The following is a 24874-nucleotide window of genomic DNA, read 5'->3' as shown; positions in this document are numbered from 1 at the left end:
CGGTTGCATTATGATGCAAGCGACTGCGCCGACGTGGAATATTTCACGCCGAGGGACGTCCTCGTGAACAGGGAAGGCGGATGACACCGACCGGACCTCAGCCGGAAACCCCGCCCGCGGACGACGCGGCGCTGGTGGCGCGCGCCCGGCAGGGCGATCGGGCCGCCTTCGACGGGCTGGTGCGCCGCCATGCCCCGCGGATCTTCGGGCTCGCCCTGCGCCTGGTGCGCGACCGGGACGAGGCCGAGGACGTGGTACAGGAGGCGTGCGTGAAGGCCTGGCTCGGCCTGTCCGCCTTTCACGGCGGGGTCGAGTTCCGCGCCTGGCTGCTGCGCATCGCGCTCAACGCGGCCCGCGACCACCTGCGCGCGCGCCGGAGACGGCCCGACGTGCCGCTCGACCTGGCGCCGGAGCCCGAGCTGCGCGAGACCGCCCGCGCCCTGCCCGACGAGGAGCTGGAGCGGCGGATGTTCTCGGAGCGAGTCGCTCGCGCGGTGGACCGCCTCGGCCCGGAGCACCGCGAGATCCTGCTGCTGCGGGCGGTCGAGGAACTGAGCTACGACGAGATGGCGGCCGCGCTGGAGATCCCCCGGGGCACGGTGATGTCGCGCCTGGCCCGCGCCCGCGAACGCCTGCGGGCGCTGCTGGATGAAGGAGTGTCATGACCCCTCCGCGTGAGCCCGACTTCGAGACCCTGTCCTCGTGGCTGGATGGGGAACTGGATCTCGCGCGCCGCGCGGAGGTGGACGCGTGGCTGGCGGAGCGCCCGGGGAAGCGCGCCGAGCTGGAGCGCACCCGGGCGCGCGAGCGGGCCGCGGCGCAGCTGCCGGAGGCCCCCCCCACACTCGACCTCAACGAGTTCTCCAACCGCGTGTGGGCCGAGGTGGACCGCCAGCGCGAGCACGCCTCCGGCCGCGGCTTCCTGGGCGGCCGCGTCGTGCGCCCCGGACGCGAGGGCCGCGGCTGGAGCTTCGCCGCGCGCGCGCTGTGGGTGCCGCTGGCCGCGGCGGCGGTGTTCCTGGTGGTGCTGAAGACCGGGCCCGGCGCGCCCAGGGTGTCCCCGGACGGGGGGCGGTTGCGGGACGTGGCGGCGCCCTCGCCCGCCGCAGAGTCCACGCAGAAGTCGCACCCGATGACGGTCCAGGCGCTCCCGACGCCGCGCGCGAAGGCCCCGGCGGAACAGGAATCCGCCGCGCCGTCTCAAGCCCTGGAATCCAGCCGGCACACGCCGGACCTGGAATCCAGCCCGCGAACACGGGCCCTGCAACCGGGCCCGACCGCCGCCGCGTCCCCGCTGGACGAAGATCTGAATTTGACCGCGGGCAGCCCGCCCGCCTCCTCGACGGTGGAAGCGATGCGCGCATGGCTGGCGGCCGTCGCCGCCGGCGATGCGCCCGGGGACGCGGCGGCACGCGGCTTCGCCGCGAAGGCGAAACCCGCGTCCGAGGCGCCCCCGCGCGACAGCCTCGTGGCCAAGGAGGCCCTGTGGCGCGCGGCGGTGGCCCGGGACACCTCCGACGAGATCTCGCGTGCCGCGCTGTGCTGGTCGCTCACCGAGCGCGCGCTGCGAGACCGCCACCCGGCCGATTGCACCCGGGCCCGCGCGGAGCTGGCCCGAGCACTGGCGCTCCCACGGGGCCGTCTGCGTCCGTTTCTCGAATCCTGCCTCGCGCGCCTCGGGGCGGGCTGCGAACTTCCTCCCTTGCCCTCCCCCGGCGTCCGGCGGTAACGTCCCCCGCATGGATCTCGAGTTCTCCCACATCGGCATTGCGGTCCGCGACGCGGAGGACGCCCTGCAGCGCTGGACGGCCATGGGCGCGCGCAAGACCGGCGAAGAGGTCCTGGAGCACATGCGCCTGCGCGTGGTGTTCCTGGACATGGGCGGCGTGACCATCGAGCTGATCGCCCCCACCGCCGCGGACACGGCCATCGCGAAGTTCCTGGAGCGCCGCGGGCCCGGGCTGCACCACCTGTCCTTCGAGGTGCCGGACATCGAGGCCGCCCTGAAGAACGCCGAGGAGCAGGGAATGCGCCTCATCGACCGCACCCCGCGCGACGGCGCGCACCACATGCACGTGGCTTTCCTGCACCCGGACAGCACCGGCGGGGTGCTGGTGGAGTACTGCCAGCCGCGCGCGTAGTTCCGTGTCCCTCCGCAGGGCCGGCGCTGCCGCCGGCTGCCCCGAAGCGAGGATCATGCCCGCCGAGACAGACTCCAGCCGCGTCGAATGGGCCCTTCGGGAGCGGGTCAAGGAGCTGACCTGCCTCTACGGCATCGCGCGCGCGGAACGCACGCCGGGGCTCTCCCTCGAGGAACTCCTTCAGCGCATCGTCGACCTGCTCCCCCCGGCCTGGCAGCACCCGGAGGTGGCCACCGCCCGCATTCGCCTCGACGGCCTCGAGGTGGTATCCCACGGATTCGCCGAGGGGCCCTTCCGGCAGGCGGCGGAGATCCTGTTCCTGGGCGGGCGCCGGGGGGCGGTGGAGGTGTTCTACGTCGAACCACGGCCGGATTCCGACGAGGGCCCGTTCCTGGCCGAGGAGCGCAGCCTGATCGACGATGTCGCATGGCAGGTGGGCCTGATCCGGCAGCGCCGCCTCTCGGCGGAGGAGCGTTCGCGGATGGAGGAGCAGCTCCGGAGCGCCGACCGGCTGGCCTCCGTGGGACGTCTCGCCGCCGGCGTGGCGCACGAGCTCAACGAACCGCTGGCCGCGATCCTGGGCTACGCCGAGCTCATCGGCCAGAACTTCGGCCTGCCCGACGCCACCTCCCGAGACCTGGGCCAGATCGTCTCGGCCACGCTGCGAGCCCGCGAGATCGTCCGGAAGCTGCTCGTGTTCGCCCGGCGGGTGCCGCCGGAGCGGCGCCCCGTGAAGCTCGAGCCCATCATCCGCGACGCGCTGCTGCTGCTGCGGGCGCGCTGCGAGCGCGCGGGGGTTCGAGTGGCGCTGCAGTCCGGGCCCGGATTGCCGGAGATCGTGGCCGACGCGGGGCAGCTGCAGCAGGTGGTGCTCAACCTGTGTGCGAACGCGGTCCAGAGCATGGCCCGGGGGGGCACGCTGCGCGTGTCCACGGTCCCGGCCGGCGGCGGGGTGCTGCTGACCGTGGAGGACGACGGCGAGGGCATGACCGAGGAAGTCTGCCGGCAGATCTTCACACCATTCTTCACCACCAAGGGCGTGGGCCAGGGAACCGGGCTTGGCCTCTCGGTGGTGCATGGCATCGTGACCGGCCACGGCGGCACCATCCGCGTGGAGAGCGAGCCGGGCCGAGGCACGCGCTTCGAGGTGCTGCTGCCGCCGGAGCCCCCCGAGGGCCCGCCGGCGGGGGAGCCGTTGCCCGATGAAACCTGAAGCGCGCATCCTGCTGGTGGACGACTCGCCGTCCACGCTGGAGGTCCTGGAGCGGCACCTTTCGGCGGAGGGCCATTCGGTGGCCGCGGCCGACGGCACCCGTCGGGCGCTGGAGCTGCTGTCACGGGACCCGTTCGACCTGGTCATCGCCGATCTGCGGATGCCCGACGGCGACGGCATGGACCTGGTGCGGCACGTGCGTGAGCGGCTGCCGGACACGGAAGTGATGATGATCACCGGCTACGCCACCATCCAGGGTGCGGTGGATGCCGTGAAGACCGGCGCGGCCGAGTACCTGGCCAAGCCGTTCACGCGCGAGGAACTGCTGGCTGCCGTGGAGCGCGCGCTGGAGAGGTTGCGCACCACCCGCAGGGCCTGCGGCACGGCGCGGGACAACCGCTTCGGGCTGGTGGGCGAGTGCGAGCCGATGGTGGCGGCGTTTGCAGCGATGGAGCGGCTGGCGGGCTCCGAGTCGCGGGTGCTGTTCCTGGGCGAGCCCGGCACCGGGCGCTCGACCGCCGCGCGCGCGCTCGCGGCCCTCGACCGCCCGGGCCGGACGTTGGTCGAAGCCTCCCTCGCGGGGCCGGAAGACCCCGTGGAACTGCTCAAGCGGGCCGCCGGAGGCACGGTGCTGCTGCACGACGCGGCGTGGGCGCCGCCCTCGCGGCTGGAGGCGCTGGGGCGCGTGCTGTCACGGCGGGGCCTCCGCGAGGCGAGGGTGCTGGCCGTGGCCGAGCCGGACCTGGCGGAACTTGCGACCCACGGGAAGCTGATGCGGGAAGTGCTCGGGGCGCTGGCGGAGGTGCAGATCGCGCTGCCGCCGCTCCGGGAGCGCGGCGGCGACATCTCCGCCCTGGCGGAGCACTTCGCGGCCCGCCTGCCCGCGACCGGAGCGGGCCCGGCGTTCGCCGGGTCCGCCCGGGCCGCGTTGCTGGCCTACGGCTGGCCGGGCAACCTCACGGAGCTGCGCCAGGTGGTCGCCACCTCGCTTTCCCGAAGCGCTGCCCGTCCGCTGGAGCGTCGGGACCTGCCCGCGGCGATCCGGGAGACCTCGGAGGCGTCGACCCAAACGCTGGCCGAGGTGGAGATCGGGCACATCCGGCGCGTGCTGGCCTCCGTGGGCGGAAACAAGAGCCGCGCCGCCGCGCTCCTGGGCATCAATCGCAAGACCCTGACCGACAAGCTGCGCCCCGGGCCGGCCTGAGGCGCGGCGCGCCCGGCGCCGTCTAGAAGGGCAGGATCGCCTCGAACATCAGCGTGGTCTGGGACTTCGTCCCGCCGCCTTCCCTGTCGAACACCGCCGCGTCCGACCAGTCGTGGCGCAGGTCGGCCCGCAGCAGCATGCCTCCGGCCACGCGCAGCTCCGGCGTGAGCGTGACCTCCCTGACCTTCTGGGCGGTGCCGGTGCGCGCCCCCTGCCGGTCGCGGAAATACTCGCCGCGCGCGGCCACCGAAAACCCGCCGGCCACGACCACGCGCGCGTATCCCGCCAGGCCCTCCCACTGGGCGTCGGCCCGCCCCGAGTCGGCAGCGGCGATCTCGTGACCCAGGTCGGCGTTGAGCCCCAGCGTCACCCGCGGGTGCATCTTCCACGTGATCACCACGTCGGCCAGGCTGCGCCGGCTGCTGTCGTTCCCCGCCTGCTCCGGTCCGGCAAGCGCGTTGAGGAACACGGTCAACGCCGGCGTGGGAGTCCATGCCAGTTGGCCGCCGAAGGTGAGCGCGCCGTTGTTGTCCCGGGCGTTGTCCCATCCGTTCATCACGCAGGCCTGCGCGCTGAGCCGCGGGCCGAGCGCATAGCTCAGGCGCAGCCCGGTGTGCGTGAACGGGATGGCGTAGCCGAACAGGAACGAGCGGGTGGCGTTGTCGTTGAAACCGTCGTAGCCGTCGATTACCTCGGCGCCCGTGTGGGTGATGAACTTGCCGAGATCCATCCTCAACCCGGAACCCACGGGGGCCACGTAGCCAAGGTAGGCCTGCTGCAGGTCCATGTCCCCCGCCTCACCGGTCTTCGGATCGCGGAACAGCCCCGCGGCCGCCGCCACGCGTGGCACCGAGGATCCGGTCGCGAGGTCGAATCGGAAGCCCGCGTGCCCGGGGCCGGCCGGCGACTGCTGCACCACCAGCTCCAGCAGGTCCAGGCGCCAGGTGTTGTCATCCGTGTCGAACACCCGCAGCGCGTTGGTCCTGCTGCCGGGGCGGTTGAAGCTGTGCGAAATGGACGATTCCACCAGCCCATTGAGAGTGATGGACTGGTACCAGGGCCGGGTGGAAGTACTGTCTGCGGCCCGCACGGGCCCGGCCCAGGCTCCGGCCGCCAGGATTGCAGCCAGGGCCAGCGGGGCCGCCACGCGGAACCTTGAGGATCCGGCGTTTCCCACGCTACACCCCCGCTTCCAGGTATGCCTGCTCGCCGTGCAGCGCCTCGTCCAGCCCGATCTCCTCGTGTCCCTCCTCCACGCGCACCTTCACCACGCGATCGATCAGCCACAGCATGATCCAGGTGAACGTGAAGGCCCACACCGAGGAGCCCAGGACCGCGCCACACTGCGCCAGGAAGAAGCCGGGGTTGCCTGCGAGCAGCCCGTTCACGCCGCCGTTGGCCGCCGGGTTCCAAGTGGTGGTGGCAAACACGCCCAGGAGGATGATCCCCAACATCCCCCCCACGCCGTGCACCCCCCACACGTCCAGCGCATCGTCCCACTGCATCCGGTTCTTGAGCGCCACCGCGAAGAAGCACACCACGCCCGCCGCGGTCCCGATCAGCGCCGCGATGGAAGGCGACACGTACCCCGCGGCCGGGGTGATGGTGGCCAGTCCGGCCACCGCGCCCGTGAGCAGGCCCAGGAACTTGGGCTTCCGGCTGGTCATCCAGTCCACCGCCAGCCAGGCGATGGCGGCGAAGGAGGCCGCGATGTCGGTGTTGAGGAACGCCACCGCGGTAACCGAGTCCACCCGGAATTCCGAGCCGGCGTTGAAGCCATACCAGCCGAACCACAGCAGCCCGGTGCCCAGGGCCACCAGCGGGATGCTGTGCGGCCCGCGGTCCGCCACCTTGCGCCGCCCCACGTAGAGCACCGACGCCAGTGCCGCCATGCCGGCGATGTTGTGCACCACGATGCCGCCGGCGAAGTCCCGCACCCCCCACACGCCCAGGATCCCGCCACCCCACACCATGTGCACGAAGGGGAAGTAGACCAGCAGCAGCCAGGCGGTCAGGAACAGGAAGTACGCCTTGAAGGTGACGCGGTTGGCGAACGCACCGGTGATCAGGGCCGGCGTGATGATCGCGAACATCATCTGGTAGGCGCAGAACACGATCATCGGGATGGTCGCGTTCGGCGAGGGGGCGGCGAGGGTCACGTTGCGCAGGAAAGCCCAGTCGAGGTTCCCGACGATGCCGGCGAAGTCGGTCCCGCTCTTGTAGTCACCGGAGAAGCACATCGAGAAACCGCATACCCACCAGAGCACAGTGGTCCAGCCCATGGAAACGAAGCTCTGGATCATGATCGCGAGCACGTTTCGGCGGCCCACCAGGCCGCCGTAGAAGAACGCCAGGCCGGGCGTCATGAGCATGACCAGGCTGCTGCAGAGCAGCATGAAGCCGGTGTTGCCAGTGTCGAGTTGTAGCATCCGCATCCCCCATGTGCAGCGGCCAGCCGCCGGCCCCCGGCGGCTGCACTCCGCATGCCCCGGTCGCTCCGAAGCATGAGTGGGTAAAAACCACCCACCAGCGGGTAAGAATACCTCGGTTTGCGGTATCGAAAAAGGACAATTCCGGCCCGGGCCGGGATCAGCGCCGCGACAACCGGCATGGGGACGTCCAACGCCCGATGGGCGGCGGCGACCATGAGCCGGCCCCGGGTGGCCCCGGGGATCTACTTCGCCCGCCTGCTCTCGCGCGAGGGCTCGCTGGTGACCAGGCTGGTGGCCACGGGGCGGTAGCCACAGGGCGGGCAACCATGCCCGCCCGCCCCTCCCGTGAGCGGCAGGCATGAAAGCCTGCCCCACAGCTGCTGCCGGGCACCCGGCACCATGAGAAAGCGCCGACTCCCACAGGGGGGGCGGCGCTTTCGTCCATTCATGCTCTCGCCGCGCTGCGGCGCCCGGTGGGGTCTCAGTACGACCGGAACAACTTCCCCCACTCGCTCTGCATCACCGCGTTCACCCGGCCCTTGCCGATGAAGGGGTACCAGAACCCGTCGTGGTAGAGCCGGGACGCGAGGAACGACCACGGCACGATGGGCGAGCGCAGCAGGATGTTCTCCAGCGGCTTGAGCGGGCCCCAGTAGATCAGCTTCTGGCCGCGCGAGGCGAAGGTGTCCTCGTCCTTGCGGAACCCGTAGTTCACCGCGGAGATGTCCTCGCCCACGATCTCGATCTCCTTCGGGTCCCCCACGCCCAGCCCGGCCTCGTGCGCCAGGCGGATGAACTTCATCTCCATGGGATCGAAGCCCATCATCCTGGCCGCGATGGCGTCAATGGCCACGCAGTCGTTGCTGGCCAGGATGTAGTTCTTGATGTGCGGGCGCATGGCGCGCGGTCCGGGGCCGTCGCCGGCGATGGTGCCGTCCATGACCGCGAAGATACCGGGGTGGATCTCCTTCTGGATCCGCAGCAGGTCCACGAGCGTCTCGTGGATCACGCTGTGGGTCCAGTGGCGGTTCAGGTTCAGCAGCCCCCCGAAGGCATTCTTCATCGCGCCGGTGGTGCCGGTGAACACGTGCGTCTTGGTGGTCGGCAGGTGGATCACGTTCCGGCCGATCAGGCTCTCCGGAACCTCGATGCCGTTGGGAAACACCTTGTCCAGCACCAGCATCGGCGACTTGGGCTGGTACTTGATCCACTTCGTGGGCGGCTCGTTGAGGTAGGCGATGGGCACGCCGAACTTGTCCAGCACCGGCTGCAGCCGGTTGTTCACCGCGCCCTCGCGGCAGTCCACCACCACGGTCTTGTTCTGCGCCGCCACCAGGCGCTTCGGATCCCAGCCGTCCGCGACCAGCTTGCCGATCACGCCGTCCAGCTGCCACGGCGTGGTGGAGCAGGCCGGCATGTACACATGCCAGGAAATGTTGATTCGCAGGCAGGTCTCGTGGTCCTTCGAGAGCTCCTGCGAGTAGCCCGCCAGGTCCATCAGGCGGCCGTAGTCCTGCACCACCTGGCCGGGACTCGTCTTGAGGACGGCGACTTTCGAGCGTGCCACTCTGGGTTCTCCTGTTGCGGCTGAAGGCGTGCACCGTGGGGCAGGCCTTCATGCCTGCCACGAGGCTATCCCGATTCTCGGCAGGCACGAATGCCTGCCCTGCCTGGGGTTTCGTCGGGGTCCAACGCCCCGGTCACATCGGCGTGACACCCTCCTTGAGCAGGGAACGCGCGATCACCAGGCGCTGGATCTCCGAGGTGCCCTCGTAGATCTCCATCACCCGGGCGTCGCGGTAGTGGCGCTCCACCAGGTACTCCCGCACGTAGCCGTAGCCGCCGTGCACCTGGATGGCCCTGTGGGCCACGAACGTCGCGGCTTCGGACGCGAACAGCTTGGCCATCGCGGCCTGCCGTCCGAAGGGCATCTTCCGGTCGCGCATCCACGCCGCGCGGTAGGTGAGCAGGCGGGCCGCCGCCACGCGGCGGGCCATGTCGGCGATCATCCACTGCACCGGCTGCAGGTCGCAGATCGGCCCGCCGAACGCCTTGCGCACCCGCGAGTACTTCACCGCGTGCTCGAAGGCGGCCTGGGCCACCCCCAGCGCCTGCGCGGCCACGCCGATGCGGCCGCCGTCGAGGGCGGCCATGGCGAACTTGAAGCCCTCGTTCTCGCCGCCCAGGCGGTTGGCCACCGGCACCCGGCAGTCCTCCAGGGTCAGCCCCAGGGTGTCCGAGGCCCGCAGACCCATCTTGTCTTCCTTCTTGCCGTACACCAGGCCCGGGGCCCCGCGCTCCACCAGGAACGCCGACAGGCCCTTCGAACCGCGGGACTTGTCGGTGACGGCGTAGATGGTGAACAGGCCGGCGCGGGAGCCGTTGGTGACCCAGTTCTTGGCGCCGTTGAGCACGTAATGGTCCCCGTCGCGCACCGCGGTGGTGCTGAGATTGGATGCGTCGGAACCCGCGTCCGGTTCGCTCAGGCAGAACGCCCCCAGCATCCCCTTGGCCATCCGGGGCAGGTAGCGCTTCTTCTGGTCCTCGGTGCCGTAGGTCAGGATGGGCCACGCGCCCACCGAGTTGTGCACCGCCACGGTGATGGCCAGCGACGCCGACACGCGGGCGATCTCCTCCACCACCAGCGTGGAGGTCAGGTAGTCGTAGGCGTTGCCGCCGAACTCGTCGGGGATGGCCAGGCCCATGAACCCCAGCTCCGCCACCTGGCTCATCACCGCCTCGGGGATGGCGCCATCGGATTCCCACTTCTCAGAGGCGGGGCCCCACTCCTTCTGCGCCAGCTCCCGGACCAGGTCGCGGACTTCGAGCTGCTCGGGCGTGAGATCGAAGTTCATGCCACCCCCTCGAACGCCTTCAGCACGTTCAGCGCGATCACCATCTTCTGGATCTCCGAGGTGCCCTCGTAGATCTCGCAGATCTTGGCGTCGCGGTAGTAGCGCTCCACCTTGTACTCGGCCAGGTACCCGTAACCGCCGTGGATCTGCACCGCGTGGTTGGCGCACATGGTGGCCGACTCGGCCGCGAACAGCTTGGCCATGGACGATTCCAGGTTGTGCGGCCGACCCTGGTCCTTGAGCCACGCGGCCTGGCAGGTGAGCATGCGCGACGCGTCCACCGCGGTGGCCATGTCCGCGAGCATCGCCTGGATGGCCGGGAACTCGCCGATCCTCCGGTCGAACTGGCTGCGCTCCGTGGCGTAGCGCTGCGCCGCCTCCAGGGAGGCCTGCGCGATGCCCACGGCCTGTGCGGCGATCCCGATGCGCCCGCCGGCGAGCGTGTCCAGCGCCACCTTGTAGCCCGCGCCCTCGGGACCCAGCATGTTGGCGGACGGCACGCGGCAGTCCACGAACGCGATCTCGCGGGTGTCGGAGGCGTGGATGCCCAGCTTGTGCTCCTTCTGGCCCTTCTTCACGCCCTCGCGGTCCGCCTCGATCACGAACGCGGTGATGCCGCGCGTTCCCTTCGCCTTCTCGGTGGTGGCGTAGGCGAGCAGGTGGGTGGCCGGGCCGGCGTTGGTGACGAACAGCTTCGTGCCGTTCAGGACCCAGTCGTTCCCGTCGCGGACCGCGGTGGTCTCCTGGTTCGCGGCGTTGGACCCGGCGTTGGGCTCGGTGAGGCAGTACGCGCCCAGGTACTCCCCGCGCGCCAGCGGCTCCAGGAAGCGCTTCTTCTGCTCGTCATTGGCGTACTTCAGCAGCGGGTAGCACACCAGGGAGTTATTGACCGAGGCGATCACGCCGTGGGAGGCGCACGCGCGCGAGAGCTCCTCGATGGCCACCACGTAGGACACGTAGTCCAGCCCCGCGCCGCCGAACTCCTCCGGCACGAACATGCCCAGGAGGCCCAGCTCGGCCATCTTCTTCACGTTCTCTTCGGGAAAGCGGTGGGTGGCGTCAATGTCGGCGGCGATCGGCTCGATCTCGGACTGGGCGAACTCGCGCACCATGGTGCGCACCGCCTGCTGCTCTTCGTTGAGGAGAAAGTCCATGTCGTGTGTGGGAGGGCGGGCCGCCCGAAGCGGGGCGGCCCGCCCGCGGCCCCCGCTATCCGGCCTGGCTGTAGTCGTAGAATCCCCGGCCGGACTTCCTGCCGAGGTAGCCCGCCTGCACCATCTTGATCAGCAGCGGGCACGGACGGTACTTCGGGTCCCCGAGGCCCTCGTGCAGCACGCGCAGGATGTTCAGGCAGATGTCCAGCCCGATGAAGTCCGCCAGCTGCAGCGGGCCCATGGGGTGCGCCATGCCCAGCTTCATCACGCTGTCCACGGCATCCCGGTCCGCGACGCCCTCCATCACCGTGTAGCAGGCCTCGTTGATCATCGGCATCAGGATGCGGTTGGCCACGAAGCCGGGGTAATCGTTCACCGGCACCGGCACCTTGCCCAGGTCCTTCGCCAGCGCCTCGGTGGCGGCGTAGGTGGCGTCGCTGGTCTGCAGCCCGCGGATCACCTCCACCAGCTTCATCATCGGCACCGGGTTCATGAAGTGCATCCCGATCACCTTCTCGGGGCGGCCGGTGGCGGCCGCAAGGGCGGTGATGGGGATGGCCGAGGTGTTGGTGGCCAGCACCGCGTGCGCGGGGGCCGTCCGGTCGAGCTCCTTGAAGATCGCCTTCTTCACCTCCAGGTCCTCGAACACCGCCTCGATCACCCAGTCGGCGTCCTTCACCTCGCCCAGCGAAGTGGAGGTCTTCAGCCGCGCCAGCGCCGCGTCCTTGTCCGCGGCGGTGATCGCCTCCTTCTTGATCAGCCGGTCCATGGAGCCGCCGATGGTCTTCACCGCGCGGTCCAGCGCCGGCGCCTGCGAGTCGAGCAGCTGCACCTGGTAGCCCTTCTGCGCCAGCACCTGGGCGATGCCGTTGCCCATGGTGCCCGCCCCCACCACCGCGACGGTCTTCACCGCCGTGCCGTGCGTCTCCACTGCCGAGAACTTTCGCGTCGTCATACCGCCTCCACCGCCAGGGCCACGGCACCGCCGCCACCCAGGCACAACGTCGCCAGCCCGCGCTTCGCCTTGCGGTCGCCCATCGCGTGCAGCAGGGTCACCAGGATGCGCGCGCCGCTCGCGCCGATGGGGTGCCCGATGGCGATCGCGCCGCCCCACACGTTCACCCGCGCCCAGTCCCAGCCCAGCTCGCGGCCGTCGGCCAGCGCCTGGGAGGCAAACGCCTCGTTGGCCTCGATCAGGTCGTAGTCGCCGATCTTCGTGCCGGTCTTCTGCAGCAGCGCGTTCACCGCGGACACCGGCGCGTAGAACAGCCGCCTGGGCTCCACGTGGGCCGTGGCGTAGCCGGTCACCACCGCCAGCGGCTTCTTCCCGAGCGCCTTTGCCTTCTCCTCGCTCATGAGCACCAGCGCCGCGGCGCCGTCGTTCAGGGTCGAGGCGTTGCCGGCGGTCACCACGCCCTCCTTGTCGAAGGCGGGCTTGAGCTTCGCGAGGCTCTCCAGCGTGGTGTCGCCGCGCACGCCCTCGTCCTTCGCCACCTTCAGCGGGTCGCCCTTCTTCTGCGGCAGCAGCACCGGGACGATCTCCTTGTCGAACCGGCCCTCGGCCTGCGCCTTCGCGGCCTTCTGCTGGCTCTCCACGGAGAACTTGTCCAGGTCCTCGCGGCTGATCTTCGAGTTCGAGGCGGTGAACTCCGCCAGGTTGCCCATGTGACAGTGGTTGTAGGCGCAGCTGAGGCCGTCGGAGACCAGCGCGTCGAGCACCTGGCCGTTGCCGTAGCGGTAGCCGGTGCGCCCCTGCGGCAGCAGGTAGGGGGCGAGGCTCATGTTCTCGGTGCCGCCCGCCACCACCACCTCCGCGTCGCCGGCCTTGATGGCCTGTGCGGCCAGCATCACCGCCTTCAGCCCGGAGCCGCACACCTTGTTCACGGTGAAGGCGTTGGTGCCGTCGGGCATGCCCCCCGCGAGCGCCGACTGCCGCGCGGGGTTCTGCCCCACGCCCGCCTGCACCACGTTGCCCATGATGACCTCGTCCACCTGGCCGCCCTCCAGGCCGGCGCGGACCAGCGCCTCCCGGATGGCGATCCCGCCCAGCTGCGGGGCGGTGAGCGAGGCCAGCCCGCCCATGAACTTGCCCACCGGCGTGCGGGTGGCGGAGACGATCCAGACGTGTTTCATGGTTCCCTTCCTCCCCTGGACTCCGTGACGGTCCTACAGTTCCTTCAGCACCTCGCGCGAAATGACCACCCTCTGGATCTCGCTGGTCCCCTCCCCGATCTCCATCAGCTTCGCGTCACGCAACATCCTCTCCACCGGCAGGTCGCGCATGTAGCCGATCCCGCCGTGGATCTGGATGGAGCGGTCGGCGCACCAGGTGCCCGTCTCCGATGCGAACAGCTTGGCCATGGCCGACTGCTTGTTGAACGGCAGGCCCGCCGACTTTCGGCGCGCGGCGTCGTACACCAGGTGCCGCGCGGCCTCGATGCGGGTGGCCATGTCCGCGAGCATGAACTGGATGCCCTCGAACTCGCAGATGGGCTTGTCGAATTGCTTGCGCTCCCGGGAGTACTTCACCGCGGCCTCGAAGGCGCCCTGCGCGATGCCCAGCGCCAGCGCGCCGATCGAGATTCGCCCGCCGGCCAGCGTCTTCAGGAACTGCTTGAATCCCTCGCCCTCGTTGCCCAGCAGGTTCTCGCGCGGGATGAAGCAGTCCTCGAAGATCAGCTCCACGGTGTCGGACCCGCGCAGGCCCATCTTGTTCTCCTTCTTGCCCACGCGGTAGCCCTTGGCGCCCTTCTCCACGATGAACGCGCAGATGCCGCGCGTGCCGGCGTCGCGGTTGACCCGCGCGGTGAACACGCACACGTCGGCATAGGTGCCGTTGGTGATGTAGATCTTGTTCCCGTTCACGACCCAGCCGCCGTCCGCGGGCCGGGCGAAGGTCTGCGTGCCGCCGGCGTCGCTGCCGGCGTTGGGCTCGGTGAGCCCGAAGCACGCCAGGGACTGGCCCGAGAGCAGCTTCGGCAGGTACTTCTTCCTCTGCGCCTCGGTGCCGAAGTCGTGGATGGGCCCGCAGCCCAGCGAGGTGTGCGCCGCGAAGGTGATGGCCGTGGAGCCGCACACCCGCGCGATCTCCTCCACCGCGATCACGTACGCCAGCGCGTCCATGCCCGCCCCGCCGTACTCTTCCCCGTACGGCAGGCCGAGGAAGCCCAGCTCGCCCATCTGGCGGATGCTGTCCATGGGGAACTCGCAGGACTCGTCGCGCGCCGCGGCGGTGGGTTTCACCACCTCCTCGGCGAACTGGCGGGCGGTGGCCCGCACCTGCAGGTGGTCTTCGGTGAGCTCCGCCATCGGCGCGGCGCCGGGGACGGCCGTCTGCGTTGCCATGGGTGTCTCGTCTCCCGTGTTGATGTCCTGGGACGCCTACACGTCCATCTCGGGCACGTCGCCGCGCACGACCAGGTCGGCGGCGGTGGCCTTGCGGATCTCCTCGACGCTCACCCCGGGGGCGCGCTCCAGCAACACCAGCCCCTCGGGCGTCACGTCGATCACGGCCAGCTCGGTGATGACCCGGTCCACGCAACGCTTGCCGGTGATCGGCAGGGTGCACTTCTTCAGCACCTTGGAGCTGCCGTCCTTGGCCACGTGCTGCATCATCACCACCACGCGGCGCGTGCCCGCCACCAGGTCCATCGCCCCGCCCATCCCCTTCACCATCTTGCCGGGGATCATCCAGTTGGCCAGGTTGCCCTCCTGGTCCACCTCCATGGCGCCCAGGATGGTGAGGTCCATGTGGCCCCCGCGGATCATGGCGAACGAGTCGGCGCTGGAGAAGTACGACGCGCCGGGCAGCACGGTCACGGTCTGCTTGCCCGCGTTGATCAGGTCCGGGTCTTCCTCGCCCTCGAACGGGAACGGGCCCACGCCCAGGATCCCGTTCTCGCTCTGGAACGTCAGCTTCATGTCCGGCGGCAGGTGGTTGGCCACCAGCGTCGGCATGCCGATGCCCAGGTTCACGAAGAAGCCGTCCTGGAGCTCCCTAGCGGCCCTTAGGACGATTCGTTCTTTGCTCGATACGCTTTTCATATCGCGTGCCCCTGAACAGGTAGTCGACGTAGATGCCGGGCGTGTGGACGTGGTCGGGATCGAGCGCGCCGGGCGCCACGATCTCCTCCGCTTCCACCAGGGTCTTGTCCGCGGCGGTGGCCATCATGGGGTTGAAGTTGCGCGCCGAGGCCCGGTACACCAGGTTGCCCAGCGGGTCCGAGCGCCACGCCTTGACCAGCGCGAAATCGGCCCACAGACCGGTCTCGAGCACGTATTCGCGGTCCGCGAGCACCCGCACTTCCTTGCCCTCGGCCACCATCGTGCCCACGCCCGTGGGGGTGTAGAAGCCGCCGATCCCGGCGCCGCCGGCGCGGATGCGCTCGGCGAAGGTGCCCTGCGGCACGAACTCCACCTCCAGCTCGCCTTCCAGGTACTGCCGCTCGAACTCCGCGTTTTCGCCCACGTAGCTGGAGACCATCTTGCGCACCTGGCGCGTCTGCAGGAGCACGCCCAGGCCGAAGTCATCCACGCCGGCGTTGTTGCTGATGAAGACAAGGTCCTTCCACCCGCCCTCGCGGATGGCCGCGATCAGGTGCTCGGGGATGCCGCACAGCCCGAAGCCGCCGGCCATCACCGTCGCTCCCGAGCGGAAGCCCGCCTTCTCCAGGGCCTCCGCGGCGTCCTTCACGATCTCACAGGCCAATCAGGTCCTCCCCTGCGGCGCGGCGCCGCTTCCCGGCCCGGGGCGCGCCGCCGCGCCCGTGGTGCGCTTCCCTACGGGGCGAGGTGCTGCTTCGCCCACTCCCGGATGTATGTCACGATCTCGGCGGTCGTCGTGCCGGGGCCGAACAACTTCCCGACCCCCTTCTGCGTGAGTGCCGCCATGTCCTCCTCGGGGATGATCCCGCCCCCGGTGAGCAGCATCTGCCCGGCGCCCTTCTCCTCGAGCAACTGGCGGACCTTCGGGAAGAGCGTCATGTGGGCGCCCGAGATCACCGACAGCGCCACCACGTCCACGTCCTCCTGGATGGCGGCTTCCACGATCATCTCCGGGGTCTGGTGCAGCCCGGTGTAGATGACCTCCATCCCGGCGTCCCGCAGCGCCGCAGCCACCACCTTGGCCCCGCGATCGTGGCCGTCGAGGCCGGGCTTGCCCACCAGCACGCGAATCTTGCGTTCCATCCGTTCTCCTCCCGAATCCCCTGCGGGCGGCGCGCTAGAACTCCGCCGGCTCGCGGTAGTCCCCGAACACCTGGCGGAGCGCGTCGCGGATCTCCCCCTCGGTGGCGTACAGGCGGGCGCAGTCCAGGATCCTCTCCACCAGGTTGGCCTTGCCGTCGCGCGCGGCGGTGGTGAGCGCCGCCAGGCGGTCCTTCACCGCGCCGTGGTCGCGGCCCGCCTTGAGCTTCTTCAGCGAGGCGACCTGTTCCTTCTCCACGTCCTCGTCGATGCGCAGGATGGGGATGGTCAGCGGCTCGTCGGTGACGAACTCGTTCACCCCCACGATGATCCGCTCCCGACGCTCGATTTCCTGCTGGTAGCGGTAGGCGCTGCGCGCGATCTCGCGCTGGAAGAAGCCCTCCTCGATGCAGCGGATCACGCCGCCGCGGCGGGCGATCTCGTCGAAGTAGGCCTGCGCCTCCTGCTCCAGCCGCCGGGTGACCGACTCCACGTAGTACGAGCCAGCCAGCGGGTCGATGGTGTTCACCACACCCGTCTCGTAGGCCAGCACCTGCTGCGTGCGCAGCGCGATCTGCACCGCCTTTTCGCTGGGCAGCGCCAGCGTCTCGTCCATCGAGTTCGTATGCAGCGACTGGGTGCCGCCCAGCACCCCGGCCAGCGCCTCGTAGGCGGTGCGCACGATGTTGTTCTCGGGCTGCTGGGCCACCAGCGACACGCCGGCGGTCTGGGTGTGGAAGCGCAGCAGCCACGACTCGCGCTTCTTCGCGCCGTACTTGTCGCGCATGGCGCGCGACTCGCGCTTCTTCGCGCCGTACTTGTCGCGCATGGCGCGCGCCCAGATGCGGCGGGCGGCGCGGTACTTGCCGATCTCCTCGAAGAAGTCCAGGTGCGAGTTCCAGAAGAAGCTCAGGCGCGGCGCGAACTCGTCCACGTCCATGCCCGCGGCGATGCCCGCCTCCACGTAGGCGAAGCCGTCGGCGAGCGTGAACGCCAGCTCCTGCGCCGCCGTGGCGCCGGCCTCGCGGATGTGGTAGCCGGAGATGGAGATGGTGTTCCACTGCGGCACGTTCTTCGAGGCGAACGCCATCAGGTCGGTGATGATGCGCATCGAGGGATGCGGCGGGAAGCACCACGTCTTCTGGGCGATGTACTCCTTCAGGATGTCGTTCTGGAGCGTGCCGCGCAGCTTCGCCAGCGGCACGCCGCGCTTCTCCGCGCACGCGAGATAGAAGGCGAACAGGATCGCCGCCGGGCCGTTGATGGTCATCGAGGTGGACACCTGGCCCTGGTCGATGCCGCCGAAGAGCACCTCCATGTCCGCCAGGGAGTCGATGGCCACGCCGGTCACGCCCACCTCGCCGGCGGCGATGGGGGCGTCCGAGTCGTAGCCCATGATGGTGGGGTTGTCGAAGGCCACCGAAAGACCGGTCTGGCCGCGGCCCAGCAGGAACTTGTACCGGGCGTTGGTGTCGCGCGCCGTGCCGAAGCCCGAAAACTGCCGCATGGTCCACAGCCGGGTGCGGTACATGCTGGCGTGGATGCCGCGGGTGAACGGGTATTCGCCGGGCAGTCCCAGGTCGCGGTCGTAATCGAAGCCGTCCGCGTCGAGCGGAGTGTACAGCGGCTGGTTCGGCGCGCCCGAGATCGTGTCGAAGGAGATCTCGCGGGCCGGGGACTTCTGGAGCTGCTCCTGCCACTCGCGGTAGGCCTCCGCGAGGTCGCGGCGGCCGGTTCCGCGCGCGGCGGTGCCGGCGGGGGTCGCGGGGTCCATGTGCCTGGGGCTCGACATCGTCTCTCCTTGGGGGGGGTTCGCGCGGACCCGGGCCCGCTTCCCCTACGCTCCGCCTGCCGGCGGGCGGCCCGTCCCGGCCGTCTTCAGAAGTTCCGCGGCCCAGCGCTCGGCGGCGAGGTACGGGCTCTGCTCACCCGACATCACCGCGTCCACCAGCGTCTCCAACTCCGCGCGCGGGGCCCGCTCCAGCACCGCGCGGGTCACCGCCTCGCGCGTCAGTTCGAGGATCCGGCCGCGCACCGCCTCGCGGTGCCGCCGGCCCAGCGCGCCGGTCTGGTTCAGCCACTCCCAGTGGCGGTCCAGCGCCTCGCGCAGCGCGTCCACACCCTCGCCGCTCACGGCGACGGTCTGCAGCACCTGCGGCCGCCAGCGGCCGGCCCAGCTTTTCAGCCCCAGCGCGCTCTCGATGTCGCCCGCCAGCCGGTCGGCGCCCTCGCGGTCGGCCTTGTTGATCACGAAGATGTCCGCGATCTCCATCAGCCCCGCCTTAAGCGCCTGGATGGAGTCGCCGGACTCCGGCACCACCACCACCACAGTGGTGTCCGCGGCCGAGGCCACGTCCAGCTCCGACTGGCCCACTCCCACGGTCTCGAGCAGGATGCGCTCGGCCCCGTAGGCGTCCAGCGCCTCGCACACCTCGCGCGAAGTGCCGGCCAGTCCACCCAGGCTGCCGCGCGTGGCCATGCTGCGGATGAACACGCCCGGGTCCATCGCCACCTCGGACATGCGCACGCGGTCGCCCAGCACCGCGCCGCCGCTGAACGGGCTCGTGGGATCCACCGCCACCACCCCCACCTTCAGCTCGCGCGCGCGGAGCACGCGCACCAGCTGCGAGACGAGCGTGCTCTTGCCCGCCCCGGGCGGCCCGGTGATCCCGATCCGCGGCACGAAGCGCTGGTGTGGGAACAGCTCGTGCAGCAGGCCGACGGCCTGCGGCTCGCGGTTCTCGATCCGGCTGATCACCCGCGCGAGGGCCGACTTCTCCCCCTGCAGCACTCGCTCGATGAGCGGGTCCACGCGACTCCTTGAAACAGGAACGCACACGGCACGACGACGCGGCGCGCGGGCAGCGACAACCCGGCGCCGGGAAGGCACCTGTCAATCGGGCGTAAGTTTCAACAAGTAGGAAGGTTAGCACGCACGCGCGGAGGCCGTCAACGCGTCAGGCTAGGGCCGGCCGGGCCCGCCTCCGGTCCCCGGCGACGGCGTGGGCAGCGGGCCCTGCCACGGGGCGGGACAGGCCCCGCCGCGCCAGGTCAGCCGCTCGAAGCCCGGTTCCAGCGGGATGTAGTCCTTGACCGCACCGGCATCCACCAGCGTGATGCTGGCCCGGGGGATCGGCAGCTGACACGGGAAGTGATTGAAACCATAGACACATACGCCGGGGGCCGCGGCGGAATCCGAGGCCCAGCAGGCCCCCGCGCGGAGGTCGAAGCGAACGCTCAGCACGGCGTACTCCACGGTGGAGTCCCGCCGCACCGCCTCCCTCCCGGCGGCCGTGAACCACACCAGGGCGGAACTGTCCGGGGTGAGGCAGGGGTTCTTCCGGTGGTGGTAGTAGGCTCGGGGCGCCAGGTCCATCTGCCCGGGCAGGCGCGGGTCGGCCCGGAAGAGGTTCGGGTAGGCCCCGCCTGCGCCCCCGGCCTCGAACTTGTAGGACTTCTCGCCGCAGCCGCCCTCCTGGAGCTGCCAGCTGCCGGGAAGCCCACCGGCCGGGCCGGCCACGCCGAGCTGGACGTCGGCGCCGCGGAAGGAGCGCACCCCGCGCACCGTGACGAGCAACTGGACCACGGCGGAGTCCGCATTCCGCCCTGCGATGCCGGGACCATCGCCGACCTGCCAGTACAGCCGCGCGGTGGCGCCGGCGTTCTGTCCAGCCGGGGACGGAACGGCGGAGACGCACAGCGCCAGGCATGCGAGCGCCAGGATCGGATGGACCGGCCTCATGGGACAGCCTCCGGGGTGAGGGTGGAGTCGGGGCGCGGCTCGCCCACCGAACAAAGGTACACGCCGCTCCACTGGCTCGTAAAGCCGGGCGCCCAGGCGCACGCCCGGCCGCGCGTCCGGCCGAAACGCGGGTGCCGCATCATCGCCAACGCCAGGCACCCCGTGCCCCGTCGGTGCTGCGATGTTCGACGCCTGCAGGGATCGCGCCTCAGGCGGGCCAAGTTCGCGGCTCTCAACTGCGCAAACGTGTCCAGCAGCTTCTGGAGCGAGCGATCCTTCGACGCGGTGAACATCGCCTCGCGGTCGAACACCGGGAACACCACCGCGTCGCCGTGGAGCAGGATGTGCTCGACGCGCGGCATCCAATCCGTCCGCTCCCCGTGGATCAGGTGGCCGACGATGTCGCAGGGCGTCCAGGTGCCGGGGCCTTCGCTGGCGTCGGTCCAGGCGGACGGAAGGTCCGCGAGCAGGGCGCGCAGGACCGCGGGAGTGCGGCGAAGGACGGGCACGGCGTCTTCGAATCGAAAATCCACCCGGTGGCGACTCCGTGGCGGCTTCGCCGTGACAGCCGCAGGACTGCTGCATGCATCAACGGTGTGGAAGATCCTATCCCGGTCCCGCGCGGACAAGGAGAAAGTAGCCCCGTCCCGCCCCCTCCGCTACCATCCCCTCCATGCCTTTCGGACCCTCCACCTTTCCCGCCCTGCGCCACCGCAATTTCCGGCTCCTGTGGACGGGCCAGCTGATCTCGATGGCCGGCACCATGATGCAGATGGCGGCCATCCTGTGGCACGTCTCGCTGCTGGTGCCCGCCTCGTACAAGGGGCTGGCGCTGGGGATGGTGGGCCTGGTTCGCGTGGTGCCCATCGTGGCGTTCTCGCTGCTGGGCGGCGTGGTGGCGGACGCCATGGACCGCCGCAAACTGATGCTCGCCACGCAGGCCGCCATGGCGGCCCTCGCGGCGGTGCTGGCCGTGCTCACCTTCGGGGGCGTTAACACCTTGTGGCCGATCTACCTGCTGACCGCGCTCTCCGCCGCGGCCAACTCCTTCGACAGCCCCGCACGCCAGTCGCTGCTGCCCGACCTGGTCCCGCGCGAGGACCTGCCCAACGCGATCAGCCTCAACAGCATCATGTTCCAGGCCGCCTCGGTGATCGGCCCCTCGCTCGCGGGCGTGGTGATCGCCACGCTGGGGGTGGGCTGGGTGTACGCCCTCAATGCAGTTTCTTTCCTGGCGGTGCTCGCGGGGCTGCTGATGATCCGGGGCGTGCCCGGACACGCTGCCGGCAGCCAGCGCGACATCAGCCTGGCGGCCGCGCGCGACGGGCTGCGCTTCGTATTCTCCAGCCCACTCATCCGCTCCGCCATGCTGCTGGACTTCTTCGCCACGTTCTTCGCGTCGGCCACGGCACTGCTGCCGATCTTCGCGCAGGACATTCTCCAGGTGGGCGCGCGTGGCTACGGCTGGCTGTACGCCGCACCGTCGGTGGGAGCGCTGGTGGCGGGCCTGTGGATGGCGAAGTGGGTGGAGCGCATCGGCAGGCGCGGCGTGGTGCTGCTGTGGGCGGTCGCGGGCTACGGCCTGGCCACGGTGGTGTTCGGCTTCTCGCGCAGCTTCTGGCTCACCTTCACCTGCCTCGCGCTCACCGGGGCCACCGACACCGTGGGCATGGTGCTGCGCAACATCATCCGCCAACTGGCCACTCCCGACCACCTGCGCGGGCGCATGACCAGCGTGAACATGATCTTCTTCATGGGCGGCCCGCAGCTGGGAGAACTGGAGGCGGGGATGGTGGCGCAGGGATTCGGGGCGCCGGTCTCGGTAATCACCGGGGGGATCGGGTGCCTCGTGGCCGCGGGGTGGACCGCCGCGCGCACGCCGGAGCTGACGGGCTACCACAAATCGTGAGGGCGCGCGTCGGCGCGCCCTCGAGGTGCATTCGTGGTGCGGAGGCGCCGCGGCCGCGTCGCGGCCTCCTTCGGCGCGCCGGACCTTCCGCGATTACGTCGTCTCCGCCTCCCACAGCGGTTCGTCCTCGCCCCGCGCCTGCGCGGACCACCTTCCCAGCACGAACAGGTAGTCGCTCAGCCGGTTAAGGTACGGCAGGTCGTGCTCCGTGACCGGCTCCTCGCGCACGAGCTGCACCAGCAGCCGCTCGGCGCGCCGGCACACGGTGCGGGCCTGGTGCAGGTAGGCGCTCACCCAGCCACCACCGGGCAGCACGAAGCTCTCTAGCATCGGCAGGCCGGCATTCAGCCGGTCGATGTCCTGTTCCAGTTTCTTGATGTGGCGCGCTTCGATGCCGGGCTGCTTCGGGTGACGGTCGGCGAGGGGCGTGGCGAGGTCGCTGCCGAGGTTGAACAGCTCGTTCTGGATGCGCCGCAGGGCACCCTCGATCTCGACGCGTGCGTCCTCCGGGCCGGGCGTCTCGCGGTTGGCGGTGCGCACCAGCCCGAGGATCGAGTTGAGCTCGTCCACGGTGCCGTAGGCCTGGATGCGCAGCGCGTCCTTGGCGACCTTCCGGCCCCCGACAAGCTGCGTTTCGCCGCCGTCGCCGGCGCGGGTGTAGACGCGGGTGATGCGGATCGTCATGGGGGAAAGGCTAGCGGAGATCCGCGGCCGGCGCCAGCCCGGGCACTCGCTCCCAGGCTCACCGGTACACCTCCCGCCGATGGCCGATCTTGATCACCGTGATCGTCCGGGACCGGTCATCCACCTGGTAGACGACGCGGATCGCTCCCTGCCGGACACGGGACCCGTCCTTCCCGGTGAGCTTCTGGCAGCCCGCGGGACGCGGGTCGGCCGCCAGTGCCTGGATTCGGGCGACGACACGGCGGCGATCGGCCCGGCGGGGCACCGCCTCCAGTTCACGGACCGCCGAGGGCACGATCAGCAGGCTATACTTTTCCACGGCGCTTGAGGTCCCGCACCGCGGACTCGAAGGAGATCCGCGGTTCGCCGCCCCGGTCGCGCAGCGCCGCCAGGTCTTCCGCGTCCTCCGAGAGGCTGCGGCGCACGGCGTCGTTCACCAGGTCGGAGATGGAGCGATCCGTCTCGGCCGCGAGGAGGCGCAGGGCACGATGCAACTGGGGATCGAAGTAGACCGTCGCGCGTTTCGGTGAGTTTCCCATGCGGTCATGGTAACGTCTTGACGTTGTGACGTCAAGACGTCGGATCGCCCCGGATCTCCCCATATCCCGGCCCACTCCCCGCCCCACGACTCCGGACCCTGTGGATGAACCGCTCCCGCTCCTGTGCTACTGTCCCGCAACGACCCCTGTACCTGGGACCGCCGGCGCCTGCCGGCGCAGGCCGCGAGACCAACGGGAGATCCCCATGGGCCAGACCGATCACACCGCCGTCAACCCGATGCTGCCGCGGAGCACGCGAACCTTCCTGGGTCATCCCGTGGGGCTGTTCGTGCTCTTCTTCACCGAGATGTGGGAACGCTTCTCGTACTACGGGATGCGCGGGCTGCTGAAGCTGTACATGGTGAACTACCTGTTCGTCACGCTGCGGCAGTCGCTGCAGGGCAAGCAGTACGACACCGCCGGCGACCCGGGGAGCATCCTGGGCTGGGGCGTGATCAAGCACCTGCTGCCCTCGGCGGACCCGGGCTCGCTGGCCGCCTCGGTGGCCGAGCGCGCCAAGGCGCTGATGGCCACAGTGACCGCTTCCGGCGCACCGATGTACACGGCGGAGGTGGCGCACCGGATCGCCAGCGAGACGAGCGCGGTGCAGCAGGGAGCCTCGGTGATCTACGGCTGGTACACCGGGCTGGTGTACCTCACTCCCCTGCTGGGCGGCTACCTGGCGGACAAGTTCCTGGGTCAGAAGAAGGCGGTGTTCATCGGCGGCGGGCTGATGGCCATCGGCCAGTACATGCTGTGGGGCTCGGAGAGCCTGTTCTTCGTGGCACTGCTGCTGCTCATCCTGGGCAACGGCTTCTTCAAGCCCAACATCTCCACGCAGGTCGGCAGTCTGTACCCGCAGGGCGACCCGCGACGCGACGGCGCGTTCACCATCTTCTACATGGGGATCAACCTGGGCGCGTTCATCTGCAACCTGATCTGCGGCACGCTGGCGGCGCTGTACGGCTGGCGCTGGGGCTTCTTCGCCGCGGGCGTGGGCATGTGCCTGGGGCTGGTGGTGCAGGCGCTGGGGCAGCGCTTCCTGGCTCCCGACACGCTGCAGGCGCGCCAGCACGCGGCGGTGGCCGCGAAGCAGGAGAAGCCCGCCCCGCATGCGCCGCTCACGCCCGTCGAGTGGCGCAGCATCTGGGCGCTGGTGATCCTGTGCGGGCTGAACATCGTGTTCTGGGCGGTGTACGAGCAGCAGGGCAACACCATGCAGACCTGGGCCGACGAGAAGACCATCTGGCCGGTCATCCTGGGCTTCCAGATCCCCTCCACGTGGTTCCAGTCGGTGAACCCGTTCTTCATCTTCCTGTTCGCGCCGTTCCTGGACATCTTCTGGCGCTGGCAGAACAAGAAGGGTCAGGAACCCACGTCGGTGGCCAAGATGGCGGTGGGTTCGATGATCCTGGGCCTGTCGTTCATCGTGATGATCATCGGCGTGTGGATGGTGGGCTCGGGCCAGGGCAGCTGGTTCTGGCCGGTGTTCTGCACCATGCTGCTCACGGTGGGGGAGCTGTACCTCTCGCCGGTGGGCCTGTCGCTGGTGACCAAGGTGTCGCCGCGGCGCATCGTGTCCATGATGATGGGGATGTGGTTCCTCTCCAGCTTCTTCGGGAACATCCTGTCGGGCTACATCGGACAGCTCTACACCATCATCCCGAAGGAGATGTTCTTCCTGATCCTGCTGCTGCTGGGCTGTGGCACGGGCATCGCCATCTGGCTGTTCAACAAGCCCCTCAAGGAGGCGATGGCCTCGCACAGTACATAGGGGCGGCAGCCGGCCGTTTCCAGCGACAACGCAAGGGCTGGAG

Annotated in this window: 25 protein-coding genes; 7 read left to right on the top strand and 18 right to left on the bottom strand. The window is 70.0% G+C overall.

The features are described 5' to 3' along the window. Nucleotides 1-80: 80 nt before the first annotated feature. The 5 genes from HZB25_07475 to HZB25_07455 are packed head-to-tail and all read left to right on the top strand — an operon-like array spanning nucleotide 81 to nucleotide 4558. A complete protein-coding gene (locus HZB25_07475) occupies nucleotides 81-665 on the top strand; it encodes a sigma-70 family RNA polymerase sigma factor (GenBank protein MBI5837068.1) in 585 nt (194 codons plus the stop codon). After that, nucleotides 662-1729, top strand: coding sequence for a hypothetical protein (locus HZB25_07470; GenBank protein MBI5837067.1), 1068 nt, complete (start codon nucleotides 662-664; stop codon nucleotides 1727-1729). Before HZB25_07475 ends, HZB25_07470 begins: the two co-directional genes overlap by 4 nt. Before the next feature lie 10 nt (nucleotides 1730-1739). Next, on the top strand, nucleotides 1740-2141 hold the full coding sequence (mce, locus tag HZB25_07465) for a methylmalonyl-CoA epimerase (protein ID MBI5837066.1): 402 nt from the start codon (nucleotides 1740-1742) through the stop codon (nucleotides 2139-2141). Nucleotides 2142-2196: 55 nt separating this feature from the next. Next, nucleotides 2197-3354: a PAS domain-containing sensor histidine kinase gene (locus tag HZB25_07460; GenBank protein MBI5837065.1), complete on the top strand. Its 1158-nt coding sequence runs from the start codon at nucleotides 2197-2199 to the stop codon at nucleotides 3352-3354. Then, on the top strand, nucleotides 3344-4558 hold the full coding sequence (locus tag HZB25_07455) for a sigma-54-dependent Fis family transcriptional regulator (GenBank protein ID MBI5837064.1): 1215 nt from the start codon (nucleotides 3344-3346) through the stop codon (nucleotides 4556-4558). The genes HZB25_07460 and HZB25_07455 overlap by 11 nt, the downstream gene beginning before the upstream one ends. 22 nt (nucleotides 4559-4580) lie before the next feature. Here HZB25_07455 and HZB25_07450 read toward each other — a convergent pair whose 3' ends face one another. The 15 genes from HZB25_07450 to HZB25_07380 all read right to left on the bottom strand — a co-directional run bounded on the left by HZB25_07450 (nucleotide 4581) and on the right by HZB25_07380 (nucleotide 20434). After that, entirely contained in the window at nucleotides 4581-5705 is a 1125-nt protein-coding gene (locus HZB25_07450; protein MBI5837063.1) for a porin, read from the bottom strand. Between the two features lie 31 nt (nucleotides 5706-5736). Continuing rightward, on the bottom strand, nucleotides 5737-6987 hold the full coding sequence (locus tag HZB25_07445) for an ammonium transporter (protein MBI5837062.1): 1251 nt from the start codon (nucleotides 6985-6987) through the stop codon (nucleotides 5737-5739). A 484-nt stretch (nucleotides 6988-7471) separates the two neighbouring features. Next, nucleotides 7472-8488: a DUF362 domain-containing protein gene (locus HZB25_07440; GenBank protein MBI5837061.1), complete on the bottom strand. Its 1017-nt coding sequence runs from the start codon at nucleotides 8486-8488 to the stop codon at nucleotides 7472-7474. 202 nt (nucleotides 8489-8690) lie between these two features. After that, nucleotides 8691-9845 carry an acyl-CoA dehydrogenase gene (locus HZB25_07435; protein MBI5837060.1) on the bottom strand — a complete coding sequence of 385 codons (1155 nt, stop codon included), beginning with the start codon at nucleotides 9843-9845 and terminating at the stop codon, nucleotides 8691-8693. After that, complete coding sequence (locus HZB25_07430; GenBank protein ID MBI5837059.1) at nucleotides 9842-10999, bottom strand: acyl-CoA dehydrogenase; 1158 nt, start codon at nucleotides 10997-10999, stop codon at nucleotides 9842-9844. The genes HZB25_07435 and HZB25_07430 overlap by 4 nt, the downstream gene beginning before the upstream one ends. 55 nt (nucleotides 11000-11054) lie before the next feature. Further along, a complete protein-coding gene (locus HZB25_07425; GenBank protein ID MBI5837058.1) occupies nucleotides 11055-11954 on the bottom strand; it encodes a 3-hydroxybutyryl-CoA dehydrogenase in 900 nt (299 codons plus the stop codon). Then, nucleotides 11951-13132, bottom strand: a complete 1182-nt coding sequence (locus tag HZB25_07420) for an acetyl-CoA C-acetyltransferase (GenBank protein ID MBI5837057.1) — start codon at nucleotides 13130-13132, stop codon at nucleotides 11951-11953. Before HZB25_07420 ends, HZB25_07425 begins: the two co-directional genes overlap by 4 nt. 33 nt (nucleotides 13133-13165) lie before the next feature. Continuing rightward, the gene (locus HZB25_07415; protein MBI5837056.1) at nucleotides 13166-14308 is read right to left on the bottom strand and encodes an acyl-CoA dehydrogenase family protein; all 1143 of its coding nucleotides are present in this window, start codon (nucleotides 14306-14308) and stop codon (nucleotides 13166-13168) included. 72 nt (nucleotides 14309-14380) lie between these two features. Then, nucleotides 14381-15043 carry a CoA transferase subunit B gene (locus HZB25_07410; GenBank protein ID MBI5837055.1) on the bottom strand — a complete coding sequence of 221 codons (663 nt, stop codon included), beginning with the start codon at nucleotides 15041-15043 and terminating at the stop codon, nucleotides 14381-14383. Next, nucleotides 14997-15707, bottom strand: a complete 711-nt coding sequence (locus tag HZB25_07405) for a CoA transferase subunit A (protein ID MBI5837054.1) — start codon at nucleotides 15705-15707, stop codon at nucleotides 14997-14999. The genes HZB25_07410 and HZB25_07405 overlap by 47 nt, the downstream gene beginning before the upstream one ends. 71 nt (nucleotides 15708-15778) lie before the next feature. Further along, complete coding sequence (locus tag HZB25_07400) at nucleotides 15779-16186, bottom strand: cobalamin B12-binding domain-containing protein (protein MBI5837053.1); 408 nt, start codon at nucleotides 16184-16186, stop codon at nucleotides 15779-15781. Nucleotides 16187-16220: 34 nt separating this feature from the next. Continuing rightward, nucleotides 16221-17957, bottom strand: coding sequence for a methylmalonyl-CoA mutase (locus HZB25_07395; GenBank protein ID MBI5837052.1), 1737 nt, complete (start codon nucleotides 17955-17957; stop codon nucleotides 16221-16223). A 63-nt stretch (nucleotides 17958-18020) separates the two neighbouring features. Beyond that, nucleotides 18021-19022 (bottom strand): methylmalonyl Co-A mutase-associated GTPase MeaB, encoded by a 1002-nt coding sequence (gene meaB / locus HZB25_07390; protein MBI5837051.1) that lies wholly within the window; start codon nucleotides 19020-19022, stop codon nucleotides 18021-18023. 123 nt (nucleotides 19023-19145) lie between these two features. Then, on the bottom strand, nucleotides 19146-19925 hold the full coding sequence (locus tag HZB25_07385; GenBank protein ID MBI5837050.1) for a hypothetical protein: 780 nt from the start codon (nucleotides 19923-19925) through the stop codon (nucleotides 19146-19148). Further along, nucleotides 19922-20434, bottom strand: coding sequence for a DinB family protein (locus tag HZB25_07380; protein MBI5837049.1), 513 nt, complete (start codon nucleotides 20432-20434; stop codon nucleotides 19922-19924). The genes HZB25_07385 and HZB25_07380 overlap by 4 nt, the downstream gene beginning before the upstream one ends. 164 nt (nucleotides 20435-20598) lie before the next feature. Between HZB25_07380 and HZB25_07375 the strand changes: the two genes are divergently transcribed. Then, nucleotides 20599-21834, top strand: coding sequence for an MFS transporter (locus HZB25_07375; GenBank protein ID MBI5837048.1), 1236 nt, complete (start codon nucleotides 20599-20601; stop codon nucleotides 21832-21834). A 93-nt stretch (nucleotides 21835-21927) separates the two neighbouring features. Here HZB25_07375 and HZB25_07370 read toward each other — a convergent pair whose 3' ends face one another. The 3 genes from HZB25_07370 to HZB25_07360 are packed head-to-tail and all read right to left on the bottom strand — an operon-like array spanning nucleotide 21928 to nucleotide 23057. Then, nucleotides 21928-22518 (bottom strand): cob(I)yrinic acid a,c-diamide adenosyltransferase, encoded by a 591-nt coding sequence (locus HZB25_07370; GenBank protein MBI5837047.1) that lies wholly within the window; start codon nucleotides 22516-22518, stop codon nucleotides 21928-21930. Nucleotides 22519-22576: 58 nt separating this feature from the next. After that, nucleotides 22577-22837, bottom strand: coding sequence for a type II toxin-antitoxin system RelE/ParE family toxin (locus HZB25_07365; GenBank protein ID MBI5837046.1), 261 nt, complete (start codon nucleotides 22835-22837; stop codon nucleotides 22577-22579). Beyond that, a complete protein-coding gene (locus tag HZB25_07360; protein ID MBI5837045.1) occupies nucleotides 22824-23057 on the bottom strand; it encodes a CopG family transcriptional regulator in 234 nt (77 codons plus the stop codon). Before HZB25_07360 ends, HZB25_07365 begins: the two co-directional genes overlap by 14 nt. 238 nt (nucleotides 23058-23295) lie before the next feature. Between HZB25_07360 and HZB25_07355 the strand changes: the two genes are divergently transcribed. After that, a complete protein-coding gene (locus tag HZB25_07355; protein MBI5837044.1) occupies nucleotides 23296-24831 on the top strand; it encodes a peptide MFS transporter in 1536 nt (511 codons plus the stop codon). Nucleotides 24832-24874: the final 43 nt, after the last annotated feature.

Source organism: Candidatus Eisenbacteria bacterium (assembly GCA_016235265.1).
In the GTDB taxonomy this organism is placed as follows: domain Bacteria; phylum Eisenbacteria; class RBG-16-71-46; order RBG-16-71-46; family JACRLI01; genus JACRLI01.
The sequence above is the reverse complement of the archived record's forward strand: the minus strand, read 5'-3'. Positions and strand labels throughout refer to the sequence as shown.

Bases quoted from the DNA above. Each gene is read 5' to 3' on its own strand.
- HZB25_07415 (MBI5837056.1), bottom strand. From the start codon at position 14,308: ATGGCGGAGCTCACCGAAGACCACCTGCAGGTGCGGGCCACCGCCCGC.
- HZB25_07370 (MBI5837047.1), bottom strand. From the start codon at position 22,518: ATGACGATCCGCATCACCCGCGTCTACACCCGCGCCGGCGACGGCGGC.
- HZB25_07420 (MBI5837057.1), bottom strand. From the start codon at position 13,132: ATGAAACACGTCTGGATCGTCTCCGCCACCCGCACGCCGGTGGGCAAG.
- HZB25_07455 (MBI5837064.1), top strand. From the start codon at position 3,344: ATGAAACCTGAAGCGCGCATCCTGCTGGTGGACGACTCGCCGTCCACG.
- HZB25_07400 (MBI5837053.1), bottom strand. From the start codon at position 16,186: ATGGAACGCAAGATTCGCGTGCTGGTGGGCAAGCCCGGCCTCGACGGC.
- HZB25_07425 (MBI5837058.1), bottom strand. From the start codon at position 11,954: ATGACGACGCGAAAGTTCTCGGCAGTGGAGACGCACGGCACGGCGGTG.
- HZB25_07435 (MBI5837060.1), bottom strand. From the start codon at position 9,845: ATGAACTTCGATCTCACGCCCGAGCAGCTCGAAGTCCGCGACCTGGTC.
- HZB25_07475 (MBI5837068.1), top strand. From the start codon at position 81: ATGACACCGACCGGACCTCAGCCGGAAACCCCGCCCGCGGACGACGCG.
- HZB25_07360 (MBI5837045.1), bottom strand. From the start codon at position 23,057: ATGGGAAACTCACCGAAACGCGCGACGGTCTACTTCGATCCCCAGTTG.
- HZB25_07385 (MBI5837050.1), bottom strand. From the start codon at position 19,925: ATGAGGCCGGTCCATCCGATCCTGGCGCTCGCATGCCTGGCGCTGTGC.
- HZB25_07470 (MBI5837067.1), top strand. From the start codon at position 662: ATGACCCCTCCGCGTGAGCCCGACTTCGAGACCCTGTCCTCGTGGCTG.
- HZB25_07410 (MBI5837055.1), bottom strand. From the start codon at position 15,043: ATGAAAAGCGTATCGAGCAAAGAACGAATCGTCCTAAGGGCCGCTAGG.
- HZB25_07355 (MBI5837044.1), top strand. From the start codon at position 23,296: ATGCTGCCGCGGAGCACGCGAACCTTCCTGGGTCATCCCGTGGGGCTG.
- HZB25_07445 (MBI5837062.1), bottom strand. From the start codon at position 6,987: ATGCTACAACTCGACACTGGCAACACCGGCTTCATGCTGCTCTGCAGC.
- HZB25_07395 (MBI5837052.1), bottom strand. From the start codon at position 17,957: ATGGACCCCGCGACCCCCGCCGGCACCGCCGCGCGCGGAACCGGCCGC.
- HZB25_07440 (MBI5837061.1), bottom strand. From the start codon at position 8,488: ATGGACCTGGCGGGCTACTCGCAGGAGCTCTCGAAGGACCACGAGACC.
- mce (MBI5837066.1), top strand. From the start codon at position 1,740: ATGGATCTCGAGTTCTCCCACATCGGCATTGCGGTCCGCGACGCGGAG.
- HZB25_07430 (MBI5837059.1), bottom strand. From the start codon at position 10,999: ATGGACTTTCTCCTCAACGAAGAGCAGCAGGCGGTGCGCACCATGGTG.
- HZB25_07375 (MBI5837048.1), top strand. From the start codon at position 20,599: ATGCCTTTCGGACCCTCCACCTTTCCCGCCCTGCGCCACCGCAATTTC.
- HZB25_07460 (MBI5837065.1), top strand. From the start codon at position 2,197: ATGCCCGCCGAGACAGACTCCAGCCGCGTCGAATGGGCCCTTCGGGAG.